The organism is Streptomyces sp. R41 (assembly GCF_041053055.1).
GTDB lineage: Bacteria > Actinomycetota > Actinomycetes > Streptomycetales > Streptomycetaceae > Streptomyces.
Map to the genome: position 1 here is coordinate 4339665 of NZ_CP163443.1, position 18745 is coordinate 4358409.

The 18745-nt window shown below is 69.9% G+C and carries 14 protein-coding genes; 5 read left to right on the plus strand and 9 right to left on the minus strand.

The features are described from left to right. Positions 1-2 precede the first annotated feature (2 nt). Positions 3-650, minus strand: a complete 648-nt coding sequence (locus AB5J53_RS19935) for a response regulator (RefSeq protein ID WP_369247013.1) — start codon at positions 648-650, stop codon at positions 3-5. Positions 651-675: 25 nt separating this feature from the next. Beyond that, positions 676-1869 (minus strand): histidine kinase, encoded by a 1194-nt coding sequence (locus AB5J53_RS19940; RefSeq protein ID WP_369247014.1) that lies wholly within the window; start codon positions 1867-1869, stop codon positions 676-678. A gap of 169 nt (positions 1870-2038) precedes the next feature. Between AB5J53_RS19940 and AB5J53_RS19945 the strand changes: the two genes are divergently transcribed. Next, on the plus strand, positions 2039-2221 hold the full coding sequence (locus tag AB5J53_RS19945) for a hypothetical protein (RefSeq protein ID WP_369247015.1): 183 nt from the start codon (positions 2039-2041) through the stop codon (positions 2219-2221). A 62-nt stretch (positions 2222-2283) separates the two neighbouring features. Here the strand turns inward: AB5J53_RS19945 and AB5J53_RS19950 are convergent, their stop codons facing one another. Further along, entirely contained in the window at positions 2284-2910 is a 627-nt protein-coding gene (locus AB5J53_RS19950) for a TetR/AcrR family transcriptional regulator (RefSeq protein ID WP_369247016.1), read from the minus strand. A 171-nt stretch (positions 2911-3081) separates the two neighbouring features. On the opposite strand from AB5J53_RS19950, the gene AB5J53_RS19955 reads away from it, so the two are divergent. Both AB5J53_RS19955 and AB5J53_RS19960 read left to right on the plus strand, forming a co-directional pair. Continuing rightward, complete coding sequence (locus tag AB5J53_RS19955; RefSeq protein WP_369247017.1) at positions 3082-4002, plus strand: ABC transporter permease; 921 nt, start codon at positions 3082-3084, stop codon at positions 4000-4002. 4 nt (positions 4003-4006) lie between these two features. Continuing rightward, complete coding sequence (locus AB5J53_RS19960) at positions 4007-4819, plus strand: ABC transporter ATP-binding protein (protein WP_369252346.1); 813 nt, start codon at positions 4007-4009, stop codon at positions 4817-4819. Between the two features lie 27 nt (positions 4820-4846). Here AB5J53_RS19960 and AB5J53_RS19965 read toward each other — a convergent pair whose 3' ends face one another. From AB5J53_RS19965 to AB5J53_RS19980, 4 genes are all read right to left on the minus strand, one after another. Further along, entirely contained in the window at positions 4847-6004 is a 1158-nt protein-coding gene (locus tag AB5J53_RS19965; protein ID WP_369247018.1) for a glycosyltransferase, read from the minus strand. Then, a complete protein-coding gene (locus AB5J53_RS19970) occupies positions 6001-8889 on the minus strand; it encodes a CDP-glycerol glycerophosphotransferase family protein (protein WP_369247019.1) in 2889 nt (962 codons plus the stop codon). Before AB5J53_RS19970 ends, AB5J53_RS19965 begins: the two co-directional genes overlap by 4 nt. Before the next feature lie 37 nt (positions 8890-8926). Beyond that, positions 8927-9436: a GtrA family protein gene (locus tag AB5J53_RS19975; protein ID WP_369247020.1), complete on the minus strand. Its 510-nt coding sequence runs from the start codon at positions 9434-9436 to the stop codon at positions 8927-8929. 170 nt (positions 9437-9606) lie between these two features. After that, positions 9607-14547, minus strand: coding sequence for an NAD-glutamate dehydrogenase (locus AB5J53_RS19980; protein ID WP_369247021.1), 4941 nt, complete (start codon positions 14545-14547; stop codon positions 9607-9609). Between the two features lie 781 nt (positions 14548-15328). On the opposite strand from AB5J53_RS19980, the gene AB5J53_RS19985 reads away from it, so the two are divergent. Continuing rightward, entirely contained in the window at positions 15329-15895 is a 567-nt protein-coding gene (locus AB5J53_RS19985) for a DJ-1/PfpI family protein (protein WP_189184671.1), read from the plus strand. A 206-nt stretch (positions 15896-16101) separates the two neighbouring features. On the opposite strand, the gene AB5J53_RS19990 is transcribed toward AB5J53_RS19985, so the two are convergent. Then, positions 16102-16767 carry an HAD family hydrolase gene (locus AB5J53_RS19990; protein ID WP_369247022.1) on the minus strand — a complete coding sequence of 222 codons (666 nt, stop codon included), beginning with the start codon at positions 16765-16767 and terminating at the stop codon, positions 16102-16104. Between the two features lie 108 nt (positions 16768-16875). After that, a complete protein-coding gene (locus tag AB5J53_RS19995; RefSeq protein ID WP_369247023.1) occupies positions 16876-17391 on the minus strand; it encodes a hypothetical protein in 516 nt (171 codons plus the stop codon). Between the two features lie 977 nt (positions 17392-18368). Here AB5J53_RS19995 and AB5J53_RS20000 point away from each other — a divergent pair. Continuing rightward, the gene (locus AB5J53_RS20000; RefSeq protein ID WP_369247024.1) at positions 18369-18638 is read left to right on the plus strand and encodes an Rv3235 family protein; all 270 of its coding nucleotides are present in this window, start codon (positions 18369-18371) and stop codon (positions 18636-18638) included. Positions 18639-18745 lie beyond the last annotated feature (107 nt).

Sequence of the window (18745 nt, forward strand, 5' to 3'; positions counted from 1 at the left end):
CTTCACGACCTCCTGTTGAGGTACGCCAGTACCGCCAGCACCCTCCGGTGTCCGCTGTCGGTCGACGGCAGGTCCAGCTTCAGGAACACGTTGCCGATGTGTTTGCTGACGGCGCTGTCGGAGAGGACCAGCGTCTTGCCGATGGTCGTGTTGTCGAGGCCCTCGGCCATCAGCTTGAGGACCTCGCGTTCGCGCGGGGTGAGCGAGTCGAGGGGTGAGTCACGACGGCGGGTGAGGAGTTCGGTGACGACCTCGGGGTCCAGGGCCGTACCGCCGGCCGCGACCCGGTCCAGCGCGTCGAGGAACTCGTCGACCCGGCCGACGCGATCCTTGAGCAGATAGCCCACCCCGCTCGCTCCGCCACCGAGCAACTCGGCCGCGTACGACTCCTCGACGTACTGCGAGAGCACGAGCACCGGCAGCCCGGGGATCTCCGCCCGTGCGGCGAGTGCCGCGCGCAGTCCCTCGTCGCGGAAGCCGGGCGGCATCCTGACGTCGAGGACAGCTATGTCCGGGCGATGCTTCAGGAGAGCCGGAAGCACCTCGGGCCCGCTGCCCGCGACGGCCACGACCTCGTGCCCGGCCGAGGTCAGCAGCAGCACCAGCCCCTCCCGCAGCAGGGCGTTGTCCTCGGCGATCACCACACGCACGGCAGCGCTCCCCCGGTCGTTCCCGTCACCACACGCACGGCAGCTCCACTTCGATCACCGTCGGCCCCCCTGCGGGGCTGGTCAGCGTCAACGTCCCGTCGAGCGCGGCGACCCGTCGCTGCATGCCGAGCAGCCCGGAGCCGCCGGCTTCTCCCCCAGAGCTGAACGCCTGGGAGGTGCCCCCGGCACCGCCGCGCCCCTCGTCCCGTACGACCACCCGCAACCCGGCGGGCAGCCCGAGCAGTTGGACCGACGCCCGCTCCGCCCCGCTGTGCTTCGCCGCGTTCGTCAACGACTCGGCGACCACGAAGTACGCCGCCGCCTCGACCGCAGCCGGGGCCCGGGCCCCGCTCTCGTCCCCGTCCTGCAGTCCCTCGACGCCCACCGTGACATCGAGCCCGCTGCTCGCGGCGAGCGCCCGTACCGCGCCCGCGAGTCCCCGGTCGGTGAGGATCGGCGGATGGATGCCGCGCACCACGTGCCGCAGCTCCGTCAGGGCCGCCTCGGCCTGGTCCTGGGCGTCGTCGAGGAGTTTGCGCGCGGCGTCGGGGTCGCGGTCGTACGCCCGTTTCGCGAGGCCGATCCGCATCGAGAGGGAGACCAGGCGTGCCTGCGTGCCGTCGTGCAGGTCCCGTTCGATGCGGCGCAGTTCGGCACCGTGCGCAGCGATCGCACCCGCCCGGGTCTCGGTCAGCTCCTCGACCCGCTCGGCCAGCCGCGCCTTCGGAGACGGCTTGAGCAAGGCGGTGGACCAGGACGCGTCGAGGTCGGCGAGCCGGCTGATCAGCGGGAGGACGACGGCCTCGCGACCCAGCAGCCCCTGCCACACGCCGTCGACGACCAGGCCCAGCGGCCACAGCGGCAGTGCCGGCAGCACGAGGAAGCCATAGCCGTAGTGCAGGACCATCCAGCGCAGGTCGGTGAAGGTGCCGGGGTCGCGGACCGCCGTGCGCAGCCGCTCGCGCAGCGGGCCCTCGATGGTCAGATACGCCTCGGGGATCTCCCGGCCCGTCCACGCGGCGACCATGCGCCGCTTGGCCCCGGCCATCCGCCGTATCAGCAGCACCGTCTCCGGCAGCAGCCCGGCACCGACCACGGCGAGCGTGCCGACGGCCGCGATCAGCAGCACGGTGATGAAGATGATCGAGCCGAAGGCCAGCACGGCGGCCGTCGCGAGCTGGACCGTGGCCCGCGCCGCCTGCCGCACCGTCTTCCACATGCCGATCAGATTAGCTGCGCGATGGTGCAGCCAGCTGCACCATCGATTCGGCAGCGCACTCCCTCGTGGCGGCCAGCGGCCCACGGGATCGTTGATCTCGGAAGTTCACGGCCCCGCGCTCGGGGCTCACGGCCCACCCGCAGGGGCCCCGCCCGAAAGGAAACTCCTCATGAAGTCGCTGCTCGCCTCGAAGCCCGTCCTCTGGTTCCTGTTCCTGTTCAACCTCGCCGTCGCCGCGGCCGCCCCCTTCGTGGTCGACGGCACGCAGGGCGTCATGACCGCGGTCGGCATGGGCGTCGTCTCGCTGGGAGCAGGCGTCAACCTCCTCAAGGGCCGCCGGACAACGGCGTGACCGGTCTCCTCAAGGGCCGCCGGGCAACAGCGTGACCGGTCTCCTCGGAGGCCGCCGCGTGATCACAACGCCTTGAGCGCCGCCGCCGTGGCCCGGGCCAGACTCGCCAGGTACCCCTTGGGCAGCTTGGGCCCGCGGACCACGACCGCCCGCCAGTACAGGGGCCCGGACATCAGGTCGAGCGCGAGTTCCAGGTCGATGCCCTCGCGCACCTCGCCCCGCGCGGCCGCCGCCGCGACGATCCCGCTCGCGACCCCCTGCTGGCCCTCGCGCAGCGCCTTCTGCATGGCGTCCGCGATGTCGGGGTTGCGGGCCGCCTCGGCCTGGAGGTCGGGGATGATCTGCCCGGCGACGGGGTGGCGCAGGGCGCGCGAGGTGACCTCGTACAGCAGACGCAGATCGCCCTCCAGGGAGCCCGTGTCAGGGGCGGGCAGCCCCTGGACCGCGACCGCGGAGACCAGGTCGAGCACCAGATGCAGCTTGGACCGCCAGCGCCGGTAGACGGCGGTCTTGCCGACGCCGGCGCGGCGCGCGATGCCCTCGATGGACATCCGGGCGTAGCCGACGGCCGCGAGTTCCTCGAAGACGGCGGCGCGGATGGCTTCGGTCACATCCTCCCGAAGGACGGCCGCCCCCGCGGGGGCCCTTCGGCGCGGCTGCGTCTTGGGGGCATCGGCGTTCGTCGTCATACGGACCAGCATAGGCCGTTACGACGAAACGGTTGCGTTCCGACGTCTGGAAGGCCTACGCTCGCGTTGCGACGATACGGTCCCGTCCCGACGTAAGAAGCTGGCAAAGGCGCAGTAAGAAACGTTAAGGACGGACCCCGCGCACTCCACCCCCGAGCGAAAGCAGCGGATGTGAGCCAGGTCCTCCACACACCGCCCCCGACAGCGACACCGGGCCCCCTCGCCGACGACGCCGCGGCGCTCGCCGCCCAGTACGGCCTGACCGTCAGCGGCGCCCGCCCGACCCTGCCCGCGTACGTCCGTCAGCTGTGGGCGCGGCGCCACTTCATCACCGCCTTCGCCACTGCCAAGCTCACCGCCCAGTACAGCCAGGCGAAGCTCGGCCAGATCTGGCAGGTGATGACCCCGCTGCTGAACGCGGCGGTCTACTACTTCATCTTCGGTGTGCTGCTCGGCACCAGCCACGGTGTGCCGGACTTCATCCCGTTCCTGGTCACCGGCGTCTTCATCTGGACCTTCACCCAGAGCTCGATCATGGCGGGCACCCGGGCGATCTCCGGCAGCCTGGGCCTGGTCCGCGCGCTGCACTTCCCGCGGGCCGCGCTGCCGGTGTCGTACGCCATCCAGCAGCTCCAGCAGCTGCTGTTCTCGATGGCCGCGCTGATCGTCATCCTGCTCTGCTTCGGCGTGCCCGTGAGCGCCTCGTGGCTGCTGGCCGTGCCCGTGCTGGTGCTGCAGTTCGTCTTCAACGCGGGCGTGGCGATGGTCATGGCGCGGATGGGTGCCAAGACGCCGGACATCGCGCAGCTCATGCCGTTCATCCTGCGCACCTGGATGTACGTCTCCGGTGTCATGTGGAGCATCGACAAGATGCTCAAGCACAGCAGCGTGCCGCACTGGGTGGAGATCGCGCTCGCGAGCAACCCGGCCGCCGTCTACATCGACCTGATGCGCTTCGCGCTGATCGACAGCTTCCACGCGCACCAGCTGCCGCACCACGTGTGGGCACTGGCGATCGGCTGGGCGCTGTTCGCCGGGGTCGGTGGCTTCATCTACTTCTGGAAGGCCGAGGAGACGTACGGACGTGGCTGACACCATCACGCAGGACATCCGGCCCACGACCGCGGCCGGCATCGAGGACGCGCGCGTCCCGACCGTCATCGCCGACCGAGTCGACATCGTCTACCGCGTCAACGGCACCGGCGCCGGGAAGGGCAGCGCCACCGCCGCCCTCAACCGCATCCTGCGCCGCAAGAAGGCCGAGCAGGCCGCGGGCGTCCGCAAGGTGCACGCCGTCAAGAGCGTCTCCTTCACGGCCTACCGGGGCGAGGCCATCGGCCTGATCGGCACCAACGGCTCGGGAAAGTCCACCCTCCTCAAGGCGGTCGCGGGCCTCCTCCCCGTGGAGAACGGCAAGATCTACACCGACGGCCAGCCCTCACTGCTCGGCGTCAACGCGGCCCTGATGAACGACCTCACCGGCGAGCGCAACGTCTACCTCGGCGGCCTCGCGATGGGCATGTCCAGGGAACAGGTCCGCGAGCGCTACCAGGAGATCGTCGACTTCTCCGGCATCAACGAGAAGGGCGACTTCATCACCCTGCCCATGCGGACGTACTCCTCCGGCATGGCGGCACGGCTGCGCTTCTCCATCGCCGCCGCGAAGGACCACGACGTGCTGATGATCGACGAGGCCCTGGCGACGGGAGATCGTTCCTTCCAGAAGCGCTCCGAGGAGCGGATCCGGGAGCTGCGCAAGTCCGCGGGCACCGTCTTCCTCGTCAGCCACAACAACAAGTCGATCCGGGACACGTGTGACCGGGTGCTGTGGCTCGAGCGGGGAGAGCTGCGGATGGATGGGCCTACGGAGGATGTGCTCAAGGAGTACGAGAAGTTCACGGGGAAGTAAGGGGCTGCGCCCCCACAGGGGGCGCTCCTACCTCTCCAAGAACGCGAACAACTCCTCCCACCTCCGTACGATCTCGTCCGCCGTGTAGCGCTGGATGTTCACCCGCGCCGCCTCGCCCATCGCGTCCCGCAGCCCCTTGTCCGACATCAACGTGTCGAGTCTGCGGGCGAGTTCGCCGGTGTTGCCGAGGGTGGCGAGGAGGCCGTCCTCGCCGTCGCGGATGATCTCGCGGACACCGGGGGCACAGTCGAAGGCGGCTGCCGGGAGGCCGGTCGCCATGGCCTCCATGAGGACGAGCGGGAAACCCTCCCCGCGTGAGGACAGCACGAAGACGGAGCCGCCGCGCATGGCGCCCGGTACGTCGCTCGTACTGCCCATCCACTCCACGGAGTCGTCGAGTCCGAGCGCGGTGCACTGCTTCTTCAGGATCTCCTCGTCCTCGTCCTCGCCGGAGCCGTAGATCCGCAGGCGCCAGTCGGGGTGGCGCGGCGCGACCTCCGCCCAGGTGTCGAGGAGTATGTCGATGCCTTTCTGGTCGTGCAGCCGGCCGACGCTGACGACGACGTTCTCGGTGCGCGGCGAGGGCACCTCGGGCAGGAACGGGATGGGGTTCGGCATGAACGAGGCGTTGTTCATGCCCTGCCCGATCCACAGGTCGGCGTCCTCGCGGGTGAGCGCCAGCATCCGGTCGACGTCCTTGTAGTGCTTGAGCACCCGCCGGAAGCGCGAGGTCGTCCTCGCGTACCGGAAGGACTCGTGGCTCATGCCGATGACGGTCTGACCGGTCGTGTCGGCGAGCTCCACCCACTCCATGGCCCACACCTGCGTGACGATCACGACGGCACCGGGGCGCGCGGCACGGAACAGCGCGGTCAGCTTGGCGGCCTGCTCCCGCATCCCCGCCGCACGTTCGGCGCGCAGCTTCCGCTCGGCCACGTTGAGCCGCCCCTTGATGCCGCGCGCGGAGCCGACACGCGGCGGGTGGACGTCGTACAACGTCGTGGTGGGGTAAGGGAGTTCGCCGAGCCTTTGGACGACCGCGGGCTCGGTGATGCCGACGACGTGAACGCGGTGGCCGCGCTCGGTGAACAGGCGGGCCATCTGGTGCGACCAGCTGGTCACCCCGCCCAGTTCGTCGACGCTGTTGGAGACGAAGAAAATGTCCCGCTGCGGATACTCGGTCATCCACGCCTCCACTGCGCGAAGAACTGCTCGACGATGCTCCGGGCGGCGGTGCCCTTGTCGTACTCGCCGAATTCGGCGATGAACTGCTCCCGCCTGGCCGCGTACTTGGTCACCTGTTCCTCCAACGAGGCGAGCACCGCGTGCAGTTCGTCCTCAGTGCGTACGACGGGACCGGGCGCCCTCTCCAACAGGTCGAAGTAGGTCCCGCGGCCCTCGTGCACGTACTCCTCGTAGTCGTAGGCGAAGAAGAACATCGGCCGGTCGAGGAGGGCGTAGTCGAACATCACCGACGAGTAGTCGGTGATCAGACCGTCGGCGAGCGCCAGCAGCGGGGTCATGTCGTGGTGGGCGGTGACGTCGATGACGCGTCCGCGCACGGACGGCGGGAGTACGACGTGGTTGAGGTAGTGGGAGCGGACCAGGAGGACGTAGCGGTCGCCGAAGGTGTCGGCGAAACGCTCGACGTCGAAGGGCAGCTCGAACCGCTGCCCACCGCCGCGCCGGCGGAAGGTCGGGGCGTACAACAGGACCCGCTTGCCCTCCGAGATGCCCAGCTTGGCGGCGAGCGGCCCGCGTTCACGGCGTCCGGTGGCCTCCTCCCGCTCCTTGGCGCGTACCAGTTCGTCGTTGCGCGGGTAACCCACCCGCAGCAGCGTCCGCTCCTGGAGCCGGAACGCCCGTGCGAGGGTGCGCACATCGTGCTCGGAGCGGATCAGGAACCGGTCGAAGCGGTCGAGGGTGCGCTGCTGCTCGGCCTGCGCGGCGCGGGACTTGAGCTTCCACTCGGGTTCGTCGAAGCCCATCCGCTTGAGCGCGGAGCCGTGCCAGGTCTGGATGTACGTCGTCTCCCGCCGCTTGGCGAGCTTCAGCGGATAGCTCTGGTTGTCGACCCAGAACTCGGCCTGCGCGAGAGCCTTGAGATACGGCAGTGACCAGCGGCGTACGAGGGCGGCGTCGGCCGGGAATCCCTTGGGGCTGTTCGCGTAGGCCCACACCGCCTCGAACTCCAGGCCCTGGCGGCGCATCTCCTCGTAGATCGCCTTGGGGCTGTCGCTGTACTGCCGGCCCAGGTGGCTCTCGAAGACGACCAGGCCCTTCTTGACCGGCAGTCGGCTGAACACCTCGTGGTACAGCCGGAGTTTGGTGTCGCCTGAGGTGAGTTGCTTGCGCAGCGCCCTGGCCTTGCGGTAGCCGGACTTGGCGAGCGTGGCGGCCCGGCCGTGCACACCCCGCTGGACGAGTTCGTTCGCCTTCTTGTCGGGGACGAGCCGGAAGGCGAGGTGGCCGCGTGAGGAGACCATCGGTTCGATGCGGTCGGCGACCAGCCGGGTGAGGCGGGGCCGGACGGGCAGCTGGCCGCCGGCCAGGTCGGGCTCGGAGGCGGTGAGCCGGGTGGTGGTGCGTACGTCGTCGACGTCGAGGTGGAGTCGTACGTCCCACACGGCGTCCACGATGCCCAGCGGCCTGACCGCCGCGAGGTCCGCCGAGGCCTCCCAGGTGAGGGCCTCGCCCTCGTGCCGCACACTCGCCACGGGGAAGCGGAAGGTCTGGAAGCGCACACCCGGGCGGCGGGCGTAGAACTCCAGCTCCCCGGCGAGCCGGGCGCCGGGCGGCACGACGCCCAGCGGGTTGGTGATCCGCCCGGCCAGCCGCACCTTGCCTTGGGACTCCTCATAGGAGGTCAGCGCGTTGCGCAGGAACATCTTCTCGACCGGCTTGGTGTGGTGGCCGAGCTCGGTGACGTCCAGGACGTGGCGGCCGAAGGCGTGGTCCTCGTCGAGGTGCTCGGCGCACCAGTACACGCGCCCGTCGCGCTCGACGAGCGGTGAGGAGATCTTGTCCCGGTTGGTGAGCGTGTCCACGGCGGGCAGGAGGTTGTCCCAGTCGCCCTTCTGCAGCAGATAGGCGCAGATGGCGTGGATGGGCTCGGTCTCGTCGAAGGCGGCGCGGTCGATGGACTCCAGGTACTCGCGAGCGATCGCGGCGAACTCCTGCCGGTAGCAAGCGTCCCGGAACGGCAGCTCCCGCAGATGCAGCACGAGGTCGTGCTTGAGCCACTTGACGTCCTTGGCGAACTTCAGCTCCAACAGGCCGTTGTCCGCGAGGAGCTGGTCGACCCGGCGGTGGATCTCCATCCGGTGCGTGAAGTTGGCGATCTCGTCGCGGCGGTTGCTGATGGACTTCGCGGCGGCCTTTTCCACGATCCGCCAGTCGTACACCCGGTTCGGGATGAGGGTGATGCGGCGGGCGGCCACATACGCCTGGGCGGAGAAGAGCAGATCCTCGTAGTGGATGCCGACAGGGAATTCCAGTCCCTGATCGAGCAGGAACCGCCGGCGGTAGCACTTGTTCGTGGACAGCGTGTCGAAGACCAGCAGGTCCGGCAGTTCGGAGATCGACTCCAGGGTGCGGGTGCGCTCGTACAGCCAGGGATACCACTTGACCTCCTTGCCCGTGCGCGAGTCGACGTGCACCCGGACGCACAGGCCGGAGACGAGGTCGGCGCCGGTGCTCTCGGCGGCCTCCAGCATGTTGCGGCAGGCGTTGCGCTCGAGTACGTCGTCGCTGTCGAGGAAGAGGACGTACTCGCCGCGGGCTCGGCCGATTCCGTGGTTGCGGGGAGCTCCACAGCCACCGCTGTTCTCGGGCAGCTGGAAGGCGCGTACGCGGTCGGGGTGCTCGGCGGCCAGCCGTCGCGCCACCTCGTACGAACCGTCCGTGCTCCGGTCGTCGACGACGACGACCTCGACACTCCGCAGCGTCTGGTCGAGGGCGGAGCGCACGGCCGTGGGCAGCCGGTCGGCGTCGTTGTAGACGATGACGACCACGGACACGGCGGGGACGGCCTCGGATACGACGGGCGCGCGGCGCTGATCCACATTCATCCTATTAATCCTAGACATACCTCCTCGCTGTGCCGTGTTACCGACCGTGCTTGGTGTGTTGGAACACCCACGTCCGATACACGAGGAAGCGGAAGGCCGAGGCCAGCACGATCGACAGCACCTTGGCGATGTTCGAGCCGAGCGGGCTGCTCATGCCCAGTCCGTGATAGCCGACGTAGAAGAGTCCGCTCTCCATGAGGACGCCGAGCCCGCTGAACGCGAAGAAGAGGACGATCTGCCGCCTGGTGCGCGAGGCCCGGTCGCGGTACGCGAAGAAACGGAAGCCCAGGTAGTTGGTCCCCATGGCGAGGCAGCTGGCGATCACCGTGGCGGCCATCGGGGCCCACTTCAGGCCGTGCAGCAGGAGGTTGAAGAGCAGCATGTTGACCGCGACTCCGCTACCGCCGACGACCCCGAACTTGGCCACCTCGAGAGCTATCCGCCGCGTCCGCGCGAAGACTCCGGGACGGGGACTGGCGACGGGCGGGACGAGGGTCGGCGCGGGGGCCTGACGGCCCACACGGGCCCGCCCCTCAGAGAGGTTCACAGTCACAATTGTCCCTTTTATCAGCAATAGGTAAATTTCAGGTTCGGTTTCCCCCAGAGATCGACAAGAAAAAAGGGGGGCGCCCCCGGCCATCAGGACCGGGGGCGCCCCCTCGACGTACGCGTCGCGGGCGGACTGCATCGCCGTCCGCACGACATCGCCCGTACGGACTACGAATGCGTCCGCAGAAGCGTCCGCATCGTCCGCATCGCCACCGACAGGTTCGCGAGGTCGAACGAGTCCGAGCCCCGGATCTCCTCCAGAGTCGTGCGGGCCCGTCCGAGGATCGCCGCGTTCTTCTCCTCCCAGGCCTTGAAGCGCTGCTCGGGAGTCGAGGTGCCGTTGCCCACCGCCAGGACGTCGGCGGTGAGTGCCGCGTGGGCCGCGTACAGGTCCTCGCGGATCGACGCGCGGGCCATGGACTGCCAGCGGTCGGCGCGCGGGAGCTCGATGATGCGGTCCATGAGCTGAGTGATGCCGAGTCGGTCGGCGAGGTCGTAGTAGACCTCGGCGACGGCCATCGGGTCCTTGCCCATGCGGTCGGCCACCGCGACGATGTCCAGCGTCGGGAAGGCGGAGGAGAACCCGGCCACGCGGGTGGCGAGTTCGTCCGGGACGCCGGCGCCCGACAGCTCGTCGTAGATCTGCTGGTACCACTCCAGGTCCGCGCCGCGCAGCAGCTTGGGCAGCTCGGACCAGACCTGCTCGACACCGTCGCTGAAGAAGCCGATCGTCTCGGCGAGCTGCAGCGGCTGCGGCCGGTTGTTGAGCAGCCAGCGCGTGCCGCGCTCGACGAGCCGGCGCGAGTGCAGCCGGATCCGGGTCTGGACATCGGCGGCGACGACATTGTCGAGCGCCTCCACGGCGTCCCACACCTTGCTCGACTCGAAGATCGCGCGGGCAGCGGTCTGCGCCCGGACGATCTCCTCCAGCGAGGCACCGGTCTCCTCGCGCAGACGGTGCAGGAAGCTCGTACCGCCCGTGTTGACCGTGTCGTTGACCAGGACGGTCGTCACGATCTCGCGGCGCAGCGCGTGCGCTTCGATCTGCTCGCGGAACTTCTCGCGCAGCGCCGTCGGGAAGTACGCGAAGAGCAGGCTCTGCAGGTGCGGGTCGTCGGGCAGCGAGGTGGAGAGCAGCTCGTCGGAGACCGTGATCTTCGTGTACGCGAGGAGGACGGCCGTCTCCGGACCGGTCAGGCCCTGCCCGCTGTTGAGCCGCTCGCGGATCTGCCGCTCGGTGGGCATGAACTCGAGGGCACGGTCGAGGTGACCCTCGCGCACCAGGTGGCGGATGAACCGCTGCTGGGCGTGGAGCATGCTCCCGGACTGGGCCAGCGCGTTGGCGATCGCCACGTTCTGCGCGTAGTTGTTGCGCAGGACCAGGGCGCCGACCTCGTCGGTCATCTCGGCGAGCAGCTTGTTGCGCTGCTTGACGGTCAGATCGCCGTTGGCCACCACCGCGTTGAGCAGGATCTTGATGTTCACCTCGTGGTCGGAGGTGTCCACGCCCGCGCTGTTGTCGATGGCGTCGGTGTTGATCTTGCCGCCGTGCTGGGCGAACTCGATCCGGCCGAGCTGGGTCAGACCCAGGTTGCCGCCCTCGCCGACGACCTTGACGCGAAGGTCGGCACCGTCGACGCGGATCGCGTCGTTGGCCTTGTCGCCGACGTCCGCGTGCGACTCGGCGGACGACTTCACGTACGTACCGATGCCGCCGTTCCACAGCAGGTCGACCGGCGCCTTGAGGATCGCCTTCATCAGGTCGGCCGGGGTCATCTTGGCGATGCCGGCCTCGATGCCGAGGGCCTCGCGGATGTGCGCGTTGATCGAGATGGCCTTGGCGGTACGCGGGAACACACCGCCGCCGGCCGAGATCAGCTCGCTGTTGTAGTCCGCCCACGAGGAGCGCGGCAGCGCGAAGAGGCGGCGGCGCTCGGCGTACGAGGTCTCCGCGTCCGGGGTCGGGTCGATGAAGATGTGCCGGTGGTCGAAGGCGGCGACCAGGCGGATGTGCTCGGACAGCAGCATGCCGTTGCCGAACACGTCACCGGACATGTCACCGACGCCGACCACGGTGAAGTCCTGCGTCTGGGTGTTGACGCCCAGCTCCCGGAAGTGCCGCTTCACGGACTCCCAGGCACCGCGGGCGGTGATGCCCATCTTCTTGTGGTCGTAACCGGCGCTTCCGCCCGAGGCGAAGGCGTCGCCGAGCCAGAAGTTGTAGCTCTCCGCGACCTCGTTGGCGATGTCGGAGAACGTCGCGGTGCCCTTGTCGGCGGCGACCACGAGATACGTGTCGTCCTCGTCGTGCCGGACCACGTCCGCGGGCGGCACGACCTCACCGGCCACCATGTTGTCGGTGATGTCGAGCAGCGCGGAGATGAAGGTCTTGTAGCTGCGGATGCCCTCGGCCATCCAGGCGTCGCGGTCCACGGACGGGTCGGGCAGCTGCTTGGCGACGAAGCCGCCCTTCGCGCCGACCGGCACGATGACGGTGTTCTTGACCATCTGCGCCTTGACCAGGCCGAGGATCTCCGTACGGAAGTCCTCCTTCCGGTCGGACCAGCGCAGGCCGCCTCGCGCGACCTTGCCGAAGCGCAGGTGCACGCCCTCGACCCGCGGCGAGTACACCCAGATCTCGTACGCCGGTCGCGGCGCCGGAAGGTCCGGGATGGCCGTCGGGTCGAACTTCATGGAGACGTATTCGTGCCACTTGGCACCCAGCGCCTCCTGGAAGAAGTTCGTGCGCAGGGTCGCCTTGATGAGGTTGAGGAAGGACCGCAGGATCCGGTCCTCGTCCAGCGACGCGACCTGGTCGAGCGCGGCGTCCAGCTCCTCCATCAGCGCGTCGGTCAGCTCGACACCGGCGCGCTGGCGGTCCGGCGACATCCGCGCCTCGAAGAGCGACACCAGCAGCCGGGTGGTGTGGACGTTGTTGCGGAGGGTGTCCTCCATGTAGTCCTGGCTGAAGGTGGAACCGGCCTGGCGCAGGTACTTCGCGTACGCGCGCAGCACCATCGCCTGCCGCCAGGTCAGCCCGGCGCTCAGGACGAGGGCGTTGAAGCCGTCGTTCTCGGCCTGCCCGGTCCAGGTGGCGGAGAAGGCGTCCTGGAACCGCTCGCGGCCGTCGTCTCCGAGGGAGTCGCCGTTGCCGATCAGGGACTTGGGCAGGCGCAGCCCGAAGTCGTAGATCCAGGCGGTCGTACGGTCCGAGCAGCGCAGTTCGTACGGGCGCTCGTCGGTGACCTCGACGCCCATGCGGTTGAGGGCGGGCAGCACCGCGGAGAGCGAGACCTGCTCGCCGGTGCGGTAGATCTTGAAACGGCGCTCGCCGGGCGCCGCGCCCACCGGCTCGTACAGGCTGAGCGCGAAGTCCTTGCTCTTGTCACGGGTGAGCGCTTCCAGGTGGACCAGGTCGGCGACGGCGGCACGCGGGTTGTGGTCCGCCTTGTAGCCCTCGGGGAAGGCGTTGCCGTAGCGGCGCAGCAGCTCGGCGGCGCGCTCCTCACCGAACTCGGCGGTCAGCGCCTCCCCGAAGCCGTCGGCCCAGGAGCGGGCGGCCTCGACGAGCCGCGCCTCGATGCGGTCCTTGTCGACGTCGGACAGCTGCGGCAGCTCGGTGCCCGGCGGGACCCGGACCACGAAGTGCAGCCGGGACAGGATCGACTCGGTGTTCCAGGCCGTGAAGTCGACGCTGGTGCCGTTCAGCTCTTCCTTGAGGATGTCGATGATCCGCAGGCGTACGCCGGTGGTGTAGCGGTCGCGCGGGAGATAGACGAGGGCGGAGTAGTAGCGCCCGTACTCGTCCTGGCGCAGGTAGAGCCGCAGCCGCCGCCGCTCCTGCAGGTACAGGACGGACGTGACGATCGAGCGCAGCTCGTCGACCGGCGTCTGGAAGAGCTCGTCGCGCGGGTAGGTCTCCAGGATCTGGAGCAGGTCGCGCCCGTCGTGGCTGTTGGGCGAGAACCCGGCGCCCTTGAGGACTTCCTCCACCTTGCGGCGGATGACGGGCACACGGCGCACGGACTCGGTGTACGCGGCGGACGAGAAGAGCCCGAGGAAGCGGCGCTCCCCGATGACGTTCCCGTGCTCGTCGAACTTCTTGACGCCGACGTAGTCGAGGTACGACGGCCGGTGCACGGTCGCCCGGCTGTTCGCCTTGGTCAGCACCAGCAGCTTGTGCTCGCGGGCCTTGGCGCGGGCGTCGGCGGGCAGCCGCTCGAAGGACGGGCTGACGGGGTGGCTGTCCTCGCCGGCGTGGTGCGGGTCGGAGCGCAGGATGCCGAGTCCGGTGCCGGGTACGGCCGCGAGCGAGTCGTCGTCGCGCAGCTCGTACTCCCGGTATCCCAGGAACGTGAAGTGGTCGTCCGAGAGCCAGCGCAGCAGCTCACGGGCCTCCTCCACCTCCTGGTCACGCAGGTCGTCGGCGGTCGGCTCCTTGGGCAGCTCCTCCGCGATGCGCAGCGCCGAGTCACGCATCTTCTCCCAGTCCTCGACGGCCTCACGGGCGTCGGACAGGACGCGCAGCAGGTCCGCGGTGATCTGCTTCAGATCGGCGCGGTCGGTCTCGCGGTCGACCTCGACGTGGATCCAGGACTCGATGTGGGCGTCGTGCGGAAGCTCCTCGGCGGTGGGCCGGCCGGGCAGCACCTCGATGAGCTTGCCGGTCAGATCACGCCGTACGACGAACTGCGGGTGAATGACGACGTGAATGCCACGGTTCTGGCGGGAGAGCTCGTTGGTGACCGAGTCGACGAGGAAGGGCATGTCGTCGGTGACCACCTCGACGACGGAGTGGCTGCAGGTCCAGCCGTTCTCGTCGACGGTCGGGGTGTGGACCCGCACGTTGGCCGTGCCCTGCGGGCGGTTCTCGGCCAGTCGGTAGTGCGAGAAGGCGGCTCCGAAGATGTCGACCGGGTCGCGGTCGGTGAGGTCCTCCGGGGCGGTGTGCAGGTAGTAGCGCTGGAGGAACGCGAGCACGGTGTCCTTGTCAGGGGTGCCCTCGCGCGTCGTCCCAGTCGGTAGGTGCCCCCCGACCGGGCTGTTCTCAGCTACCCGGGCGGCCCGTTCGAGCAGCTCGGCCTTGGCTTCGTCCAGCTTGGTCTGCATTGTCCTCTGGCTCCTGTCGCGCGCCGTTGCGTGACGTTGAAGGAAGTACGGTCTCTTCTCTTTCGACGTAACGCCGTGACGCGGGGTGTCCGGTCTGCTCCGACGCTATGCCGCAAGGTGAGATGAGCGGGGGGTTATCGGCCATTTTCGGCGCCCCTGGAGACTGTGACGCTGCTCTCGGCGACGTCCGTTCCGGGGGTGTCATCGGCGTCCGGAGTGCGCTTTCCGCCGCCCCTGCCCGCCCGCGAAGATCAGCGACCGCCGCCCGGTCACGGATGTCGTCCGTGCTCTCCGGGCGCAGGGCAGAGGCGACGATGCCCCCGCGAGATATCGCGCTGATCACGCCACAAGGCTATCGCCCCCTACCCGGTGGCCGTCATGAGCCGTATGTGTACAAAACCGGGGGTGGAACTTTGACAGTATGCACAGGGACGAAAGGGACGGGGATCCCGTACGTGGCAGTGGCGGCTGCGGGCGTGCGCGCCGCAAGCGGACGGCGTCCCACCCTTCCGTCATAGGCGTCCGACCCTTCCGTCATGGCTGCGGGCAGGCGTGCCGTCAGAGGCGGCGCGTGTCCCAAAGAGAGCGGCACCCTGTCAGCGCCGTGCCGCTCGACCCACCCCGAGCTCAGCCCCGACGCCGGGTGCCCGAAAGACGGCACACCCCCTTGGCAAGGCTCCTCACCCGAGGCAAGTTGACCAGGACGCCCAACGAAGACCGCAGCACAATTGAGGCATGGCTGACGCAAGGCTCAGGCAAGGCTGAGGGGAGCGGCACAGACATGACAGCGAAGATCCTGATAGTGACCGGCGACGCGGCGGAGTCACTGGAGGTCCTGTACCCCTACCAGCGCCTGCGCGAGGAAGGCTACGAAGTCCACATCGCGGCCCCCACCCGCAAGCAGCTCCAATTCGTCGTCCACGATTTCGAACCGGGCTTCGACACCTACACGGAGAAGCCGGGCTACACCTGGCCCGCAGACCTCTCGTTCGCGGAGGTGGACCCCGGCCAGTACGTCGCCCTCGTCATCCCCGGCGGCCGGGCCCCGGAGTACCTCCGCAACGACCCCGAACTCCGCAAGATCCTCAAGTCATTCTTCGACACCGACAAGCCGGTGGCCCAGATCTGCCACGGCCCCCTCCTGACGGCAGCCGTCGACGCCCTGCGCGGTCGCCGCGTGACGGCGTACCCCGCCCTGGAACTCGACATGCAGGCGGCCGGCGCGACCTTCCACGACGCGGAGGCCGTGGTCGACGGCATGCTGGTCTCCTCCCGCGCCTGGCCCGACCACTCCAGCTGGATGCGGGAGTTCCTGACGGTGCTGCGCGCGAAGGCCCCGGTGACCTGACCCGCCCGAGGCCCTGCTGAGCCGAACCGCTGTGGGCCCTACTGAGTCGAACCGCCGTGGGCCACGCTGAGCCGAACCCCGGGAGCGGCGGCTGCCCCACCGACGAGGGCTGCCGTCGCGCCTCCGCCTGGGGGGCGAATCCACCCGGGGGGAGAGACCGACGAGGCGTCCACGGTGCTGTCGGTGCTGTCCGGCCCTGCCCCGGGTCAGGCCGCCAGCCGCTCGGCCTCGTCGACCGCCTCCGCCAGGCTGTCCACCACGGGCACGCCCACCTCCTCCAGGCTTGCGCGACTGTGGGAACCCCCGGTGTAGAGGACCGCCCGCGCCCCCACGTGCCGCGCGGCGACCGCGTCGTCGGCCGCATCGCCGATCACCACGACGCGGGACGGCTCCACCCCGGCGAGCGCACCCACGTGCCGCACCATGTGCTCGGCCTTGCTGCCGCCGGAAGGCCCCGTCCGCCCGTCGACACGTATGAAGTGCGGCTCGATCCCGAACCCCCGCACCAGCGGGACCAGTTCGTCGTGCCCGTACATGCTCAGGATCGACTGGCTGCGCCCCGCCGACCCCCACTCGGCGAGCAGCGCGGGCACGCCTTCGGTGAGCTCGCACGCCGTCCGGTGCTCCGCGTAGTAGCGGTGGAAGGTCTCGTCCATGACCTGCCACTCGGCATCCGTCGGCAGCCGTCCTATCAGCCGCTCGTAGAACTTCGGCACCGGCACGCAGTACAACGCCCTGTACCGCTCCAGCGTGATCGGCTCGAGCCCCAGCTCGGCGAACGCCGCGTTCGTCGCCCCGATGATCGCGTCATTGTCGTGGAACAGCGTGCCGTTCCAGTCCCACACAATGTGCGCAGCTCCGTTCATCCCCATGACAAGAACGTACCCGCCGTCACTGACAACGGCCCCCGCCACCCGCAGGCACGCGAAGGCACCTGGGGGCGCTTGGGACCGTGGATACCGGGAGCCGGCAGGCCGGCGTCAGTCCCCCAGCCCCACCAGGTTGGGAATCTCCTGCGTGGCGAACCACAGCAGTTCGTGGTCCTCGGCCCCGTCGACGACGAACTGGGCGTCGTCGTCGCCGACGTCCGCCGCGCCCAGCGCCCCCGCCGCGGCGGCGACATCCGTCTCGGCGTCTGCCGAGTCGACGTGCACGGCGGCCGCCTTGGCCAGGGGCACGGCCTGGGAGACCCGGACCTCACCGAGCGCCGTGGGGTCGAGCCCCCGGTCGGGATCGGCGACCGCGACCCGGTCCGGGACGTCGACCGCGACGACGACCCGCCGCCGTACGGCCCCGGGGTCGACCGCGAGCAGCCGCAGCGAGGCCAGCGCGGCGCGGCTGAGCGCCGCGTACTCGAGTTCCTCGATGTCGTCGGAGAGGTACCACTCACGCAACGCGGGCGTGACGGCGTACGCGGCGAAAGGCCCCGCCTCCAGCTCTCCCGTCTTGTACGCCTCGGCGAGACCGGAGAGGGTCAGGGGGACGTAGACGCGCATGGCTGGCCACTTTCGTAGTCGGAGGGCTCCGATTTTCGCAGTCGGAGGGCTCCGAGGAGGGCGGTCCCGCGCCTCCCGGGAGGGCCTTCAGGATACGTGCGGGCGTCCCCTTTCGAGCCCCCGACCGCACCCTCCGGGGCGTCCACCCCAGGCCACGGATTCACCCGGTACGCCCCGCCCCCACCAAGGCCCGAGCATCGTCCCGCCACCGTGATAGGTGAACTTTCCGCCCGCTCCGGCGCGCGTCCGGCGTCCTTGCGGAGGCTCTCTCCCGCCTCGTACAAGATCCCCAACGCAAAAGTTACCGCCCGGTATGAACCGGGCCCAGCGAGCGGGGACGACGCATGAACAAGGTGATGACCAGGACGAGGCGCCACCCGGGCACCCGTCCACCCGGCCGCCAGGACACCCGCCGCCCGGGCAGCACACCGCCCCGCACCCCGGGAGCGGGAGCACCCCTCACGAGCCCGGATGGCAGCCCACCGTCCACGCCGCCCGGCGCGGGCGCACCCCGGCCGACCTCACCGGGCGCGGGCGCGTCACGACCGACCCCACCCGGCACAGGCGCGTCACAACCGACCACACCCGGCGCAGGCGCGTTCCCGGAGGCACCGACGGGCAGCCGTCCGCCGACCCTATCGACCGGCACACTCCCCCATAGAGCGCCGACTCGGGGCCGACCGCCGACGGCGCCGCGTGGAGGTCGCCCTCCGGCGGCGCCGAGTGGACAACGCCCGTCGGGGGCACTACCCGCTAGCACCCTTCTGGCCACACCCACCCGCGGCCCCCTGCGCCCGGCACAGGGCGACACCCGGGCACCAGGCGCCACCCCGCCCTCGCCGTCCCCGAGCGGCGGAGCCGCGCCCCTCACCGCCCCCGCCGACGGCCCGCGCAGGCCCGCTCCCCAACCCCGTCCCACCGACCTCTTCGCCGACCGGCTGCTCGCCGTACTGAGCGGTCAGCGTCCCGTCCACTGCATGCTGCGTCACACCGCGGGCCGCGCCTACGACGAACTGGCCTGGCTCGCCGAGCGCGGCCCCCTGCGCGCCCGCGGCACCCGCCCGGTCGTCCGCGACATCGGCTACTACGTACCGCGCCCGGGCGCGATCGAGGCCTTCGCCCGCATCGGCGCAGGCGAACAGCTGCGCGCCATGGCGTTCCGCCTGGAACAGGGCCCCGATCTCCGCTGGCGCTGCACGGCGGTGGAGCTGGGCGGCCCGCGCATGCCCCGCGCGGACGACGACTGAGCCGACCCGCCACGGTCGGCCCTCCTCCAGGCAACGCAAAGGGCCGGGCACCCAAGGTGCCCGCCCCTCACAAGCATCCGCGAGCGGCGCCGCCCGGCGGCGGGGCT